6 protein-coding genes are annotated in these 5728 nt (G+C 57.1%); all 6 read left to right on the top strand.

Going from position 1 to position 5728, the window contains the following annotated elements:
- The first annotated feature begins 92 nt into the window (after window positions 1-92).
- From CVT63_07635 to CVT63_07610, 6 genes are read left to right on the top strand one after another with little or no spacing between them, the layout of a single operon-like run.
- Window positions 93-965, top strand: a complete 873-nt coding sequence (locus CVT63_07635; GenBank protein ID PKQ27512.1) for a 3-keto-5-aminohexanoate cleavage protein — start codon at window positions 93-95, stop codon at window positions 963-965.
- A gap of 58 nt (window positions 966-1023) precedes the next feature.
- Window positions 1024-2019 carry a CoA transferase subunit A gene (locus CVT63_07630; protein ID PKQ27513.1) on the top strand — a complete coding sequence of 332 codons (996 nt, stop codon included), beginning with the start codon at window positions 1024-1026 and terminating at the stop codon, window positions 2017-2019.
- Window positions 2020-2031: 12 nt separating this feature from the next.
- On the top strand, window positions 2032-2802 hold the full coding sequence (locus tag CVT63_07625) for a 3-oxoacid CoA-transferase (protein ID PKQ27511.1): 771 nt from the start codon (window positions 2032-2034) through the stop codon (window positions 2800-2802).
- A gap of 6 nt (window positions 2803-2808) precedes the next feature.
- A complete protein-coding gene (locus CVT63_07620; protein ID PKQ27510.1) occupies window positions 2809-3504 on the top strand; it encodes a carboxylate--amine ligase in 696 nt (231 codons plus the stop codon).
- A complete protein-coding gene (locus CVT63_07615) occupies window positions 3504-4238 on the top strand; it encodes a hypothetical protein (GenBank protein PKQ27509.1) in 735 nt (244 codons plus the stop codon). Before CVT63_07620 ends, CVT63_07615 begins: the two co-directional genes overlap by 1 nt.
- A 24-nt stretch (window positions 4239-4262) precedes the next feature.
- A complete protein-coding gene (locus tag CVT63_07610; protein PKQ27508.1) occupies window positions 4263-5591 on the top strand; it encodes a hypothetical protein in 1329 nt (442 codons plus the stop codon).
- Window positions 5592-5728 lie beyond the last annotated feature (137 nt).

Raw genomic sequence — 5728 nt, 5'->3', positions numbered from 1 at the left:
GACCCCTCTGACCAGCGGTGGTCATTTTGGAATATCTGTGATATATATACGTTGGTTTTCCTATTGGTATTCGAAAGTGGAGGTGGTTTGTGATGGCAGCGACATCTGAAAAGTGCATCATAACGGCGGCTCTAACAGGAGCAGCAACAAGAAAAGAGCAGAACCCAAACGTTCCGTACACAAAAGACGAGTTCGTGGCGGAGGCTGTGAAGTGCCACGAGAACGGCGCCGCGATCGTTCATATCCACGCTCGCGACCCTGAGATGGGCTTCCCCACTCCCGACATCGACATCCTTGGCGGCATCATTGAAGGCATAAGGGCCGAGTGCCCCATCCTTATCAACTTGAGCACCGCCATCTCTCCTATCGCTTCCAAAGAAGAGCGAATCAAGGTCGTCGAGACGTTCAAGCCCGACATGTCTTCCCTCAACACAAACAGCATGAACTTCGCGGTCGGAGACTGGAAAGAGCACAAGATTATTTTTGAGGTGCTGTTCGAGAACACTTTCGATCAGCTTGTCTGGTACGGCAACACGATGAAAGAAGCCGGAACCAAGCCGGAGTTCGAGATCTATGACATGGGCGGCCTGTACAATGTGCTGTTTATCAAAGAGCAGGGCGGCGTATTTGTGGAGCCGCTCCACTTCCAGTTTGTCTTCGGCGTTCTGGGAGGGATGCCGTTCTCGACCCGCAACTACGCCATGTTCTTAGACACCATACCGGATGACGCGACGTTCAGCTCATGCGGAGTGGGATCCGCGTCGTTCGCCGGCGCCTATCACTCGGCGGTCAACGGCGGGCATATCCGCGTCGGGCTCGAGGACAACATCTGGATCAGCAAGGGCAAGCTGGCAGAAGGCTCGTGGGAGCAGGTCAAGAAAGCCGCCGAGATCGCCAGGCTCGCGGATCGCGAGATCGCGACCGTTGACGACACCCGTGAAATACTCGGGCTCAAAAAGGCCTGAAAGACGAGAGTAAGCCAAACCCGTTGAATGAGGAGGTCAAAATACCTTGTACGAAGAGTTGATCAGCCTTGAAGAAGGCCAGGAAGAGCTTTTTGTCGATCCCGATCCGGATCACGCGAGGGCTTATTTCAAGAACAAGAACCGCAGCCTCGTAAACAAGGTGACGTCGATCGAGAAAGCTGTGAGCGCCAATGTCCACGACGGGGATTACCTCGCGGTCGGCGGCTTCGGCCACGTCAGGATCCCCACCGCGATACTCTACGAGATAATCCGGCAGGGAAAGCGCAATCTGGGAATGGCCGGCCACACATCGATCTACGACAGCGATCTCCTGGCTTCCTCGGGGTGCATGGATCGGTGCGACATCTCATACGTTATCGGCTACGAAATCAGGGGGCTCTCGGCAAGCGCTCGCAAGGCTTTTCAAAGCAAAGCCATACGAAAGACCGACTGGTCCAACAGCGCGCTGGCGTGGAGGTTTGCCGCGGGCGCGGCCGGCCTCTCGTTCATGCCGGCGAGGAACATGCTGGGGACAGGCACTTTTCAGCGATCAGCCGCCAAAACAATCACGTGTCCGTTCACGGGCAAGAAGTTCGCGGCCCTCCCCGCGCTATACCCGGATGTCGGGATCGTCCACGTGCACAGTGCCGACATATACGGAAACTGCCAGATAACCGACGGCATCCTGATCTCGGATCCGTACCTGGCGAGGGCTTCCAAGCGCGTCATCGTAACGTGCGAAAAGCTGATCCCTCATGAGGAGATCCGCAACAACCCACAATCGACGGTCATCCCATACTGGTGTGTTGACGCTGTCGTGGAGGTTCCGTACGGAAGCCATCCAGGCAACATGCCCGGCGAGTACTGGTTCGATGAGGACTTTTTCAAGATGTATCTCGAGACCGTAAAGACGCAGGAAGGCACCGACGGCTTCTACAAGGATTACGTTTTCGGCGTCCGCGATTTCGAGGAGTATCTCGAGAAGATCGGCGGCGTCAAGAAGATGCGAGAGCTACGCGCCATCGACAAGCTTATCTACACGAACAAGGGCTAGGAGGACAGGCACATGACAGACTACAATCCGCTCGAACTGCTCGTCTGTGTCGGTTCGAGAATACTCGAGGACAACTCGACCGTCTTCGTCGGGACAGGCGTCCCGATGGCCGCGACGATGCTCGCCCAGAAATTGCATTGCCCTAACGTGATCCCTATCTTTGAGGCGGGCGCCATATCGCCGCTGCTTCCGGGGCTCCCGATATCCGTTGGCGACTCGAGGACGTCTCACCAGGCGATCACCGCAAGCACCATGAATGACGTGATGGAGAGCTGTCAGCGGGGAATGGTCGACTACACATTCCTTGGCGGCGCGCAAATAGACATGTACGGGAACCTCAACTCCACAATGATTGGAGACGACTACCAGTCGCCAAAGGTTCGCTTTCCGGGCAGCGGCGGCGCGAACGACCTCGCGAGCATCTGCTGGAAGACCATCGTGATTACTCCGATGGACGCCCGGCGGTTCGTGCCGGAAGTGAACTTCATAACCACGCCAGGTTTTCTTTCCGGCAAGGGCGCCCGCGAAGCCGCGGGACTGCCTGAAGGCACCGGGCCGTATAAGGTTATTACGAACCTTTGCACACTGGGCTACGACGAAGAAACGTGCAGGATGAGGATCGAGTCGCTGCACCCTGGCGTATCAGTGGAGAAGGTCAAGGAAAACTGCGGGTTCGAGCTGCTTCAGGCGGACAATCTCGATGCCACTCCGCCTCCCTCAGAAGAGGAGCTTCGCATCCTGCGGGACGAAGTGGATCCGGATGGCTACATCATCGGAAGGTAGAACCCGATAGAAACCGACACCTTAATCCGGAAAGCGCTGGAAAGCAAACAAACCACGTTGTCCGAGCGCGACTCCAAGCTTCTGATTGAGAAGTACGGAATAACTGTTGCGCGCGAGAAGCTGGCGACCTCGCCGGATGAGGCCGTCGCCGCGGCCGGCGAGAGCGGGTACCCGGTAGTCCTGAAAGCGTGCGGCCCCGGAATCTCTCACAAAACCGAAAGAGAGCTCGTCGTCGTCGGTGTTAAAACGGATGCCGAGGTCCTGGAGGCGTACGACAGGATAGTGGGCAACCTCGCTGGCGCGCCGCGAGAAGGTGTGCTGGTCGGGAAAATGGTGTCAGGCGAACGCGAGCTCGTCATAGGGCTCGTGCGCGACCCGCAGTTTGGTCCGTGCGTCATGTTCGGACTGGGCGGGATATTTACAGAGATACTGGACGACACGGTTTTCAGAGTCGCTCCCATCACCGAGAACGACGCCCTCTCCATGATGAACGACATCAAGGCAAGCGCGATCCTCGGGCCTGTTCGCGGCAAATCTCCCGCCGACAGGAAAAAACTCGCGCAAGCCCTTGTCGGACTCGGCAGAATCGGAGTCGAAATGGATTCCGTGGCTGAGATCGACGTCAACCCGCTGATCATTACCGATGATGGAGAGCCTGTCGCCGTGGACGCACTGGTGGTTCTGGCGGCGAAGCAAGCCTGATGAAAGATATGCCACGAAATTCTTCAGATCAACGTGAAAACCGCGCGAGGCGACTGAGCCGTGGTTGGAAGATAACCACTGTCATCGTGGCGGCGCTTCTCACTCTATGGATCGCGAGCGAGATCGCCATCCCGGCAATCGCGTCTTCCTACATCAAGCGCGAGATCAAGAATAAGTACCCTAAAGCGCGTGAGGTTTCCGTATCCGTAAGCGCCTTTCCCGCTCTGCGCCTCGCGTTCAAGCAGTACTCCCGCCTCGAGATCAAGGTCAACGGGATCACTCTCGAGGACATCAACTTCGACAAGATCGAGCTCAAGAGCAACCGGTGGCCGGATGGCGTCTTCACATCCCTTGTAAGCCCCGACGAGATCATGAGATTCTTTTCGCTCAGCTATTCCTACGTACTACAGCCAACTATCACGCTCGAGCACGGAAAGATACAGGTCAGCGGCCGGATAGACCTCGGTTATGCGGTCGCCGGCATAACGGCTACCGGAAACCTCAAGGCGCGAGACGGCAGACAGGTATTCTTCGAGCCAGAAGACATCTCGGCAGACAAGGTCAAGTTGACAGCCCCGGCGGTTGAATCTATCCGGCAGATCATGGCGACAAATCCGGTTTTCGTAATACGCGATGACCTGCCTTTCACGGTAACGGAAGTGACGGCGACAGGCGGCGCCCTCCAGACAAGAGGAAGCGTAAACCTGGAAAAAGCCTTGGAGATAAAGCTATAATGCCAAAACGCATAATGGGGTCAAATGGCTGAGGCAAAAGCCGAAAACATTGGTGTGGCGACACATCCTGGCGAGAAGCAGGCGCAACGCGACGCCCATTTCGTTTACGACTACACGCGCAGGCGTGTGCCAATGCCTGTCGTCTCCTACGTGGCGGTCGCCGACACGCCTTTTGAGAACCCCGGCCTGGAGAATCCAGCGAAGAAAGCTCTTGATCGCTTGCGTGATCTGATCGAGCCCGCGGCCATAGCCGAAGAAGAGCTCAATAGCGCGTCTATGCAAAGCCTCATCCGGGATAACCTCGCCATAATCAACAGTGAAATCCATGAGGCCCGAACTCCCGAAGCGGGCGTCCGGCAAGAAGTGTCGCTGACTATGGTGATCGCCGACGCCAGACGGGCGTATATCGGTCACGCCGGAAGCTGCCGCGTTTATCTCCTTCACAGTGAAAGACTCTACGACCTGACGCCGCAATCCCTGACGGAAATTGCGACCACGTCGAGCAATCCGGGCGACCTGTCCACGGATGCAATGACGCTCTTTCCTGTAAACTTCGAGGTCGCCGCAACCGAGGCGCCTCCCCTGCCCGCCAAAGGAGTATTTCTCGGCCAGGAGACCGAGGCTTATCTGGGATACAACGAGGTCGATATCACCCCCGGTGACATCATTGTGCTGGTGACAGACGGCCTGTGGCGTACGGTGAGCGAGGAGGAAATGGTTGAGAACCTGCTGTCCGCGATAAATGTGCAGCGCAGCTCCAGCCAGTTGGTCAGGCTGGCGTTCAGCCGCGACGCGTCGGACAACGCCACGATGGCGGCGTGGCAGTACATCATCGGCGGCGATAAAAAGGCTATCCGTGAGCCGGGGGCCGCTTCTAAAGCCGCGCGTGAGAGAATCAGAACGCGCGCTACCGAGGGAATCCTGCTGGCGCTCCTCATTGTTGTTCTCGCGGGCATATTCACGGTAGGCTTCGCGTTCGGCTGGCGCATCTCCGACACGTTCCGAAAGCCGGAAAAGCAGAAAGCCAGGCATGCCGCTCAAGCCAGATCCGAGAAGACAAGTAAAATCACTCAACCCTCGAGTTCCGCGCCGGTTATAGTTCCGGTTGCGGCGAAGGTCGCAGCGACTGCCACGGTGAAAGGGCGGGGCGTCAGGATGCGTTCCACCGCCGACAGCAGCGGCAGTGCCGTCGGCATGTTCAAGGAAGGCGAAACGGTCACCATCCTGGAGGACGTGATCGGCGCGGACGGCAAATCATGGTCGAAGGTCAAAGGATTTGTCTCCGCGACTGGCACGGGCAAGCGCGTTGAATTGGAAGGTTTCGTCAGAAGCGATTTCCTCATTAAGCAGTAAAAACGCAACACCGGGGGTCAGGCCCCGGTGTTGCGTTTTTTAAACAAATATGCCCAGGATCGCCCCTGCGAGCATCCCCAGGAAAAATACCCCGAAGATCACAAGTGTCGCGGTAGTCAGCTTCGCCTTTACATCGG

The organism is Candidatus Anoxymicrobium japonicum, from assembly GCA_002843005.1.
Classification (GTDB): domain Bacteria; phylum Actinomycetota; class Geothermincolia; order Fen-727; family Anoxymicrobiaceae; genus Anoxymicrobium; species Anoxymicrobium japonicum.
This window is presented reverse-complemented; position numbering and strand designations above follow the sequence as displayed.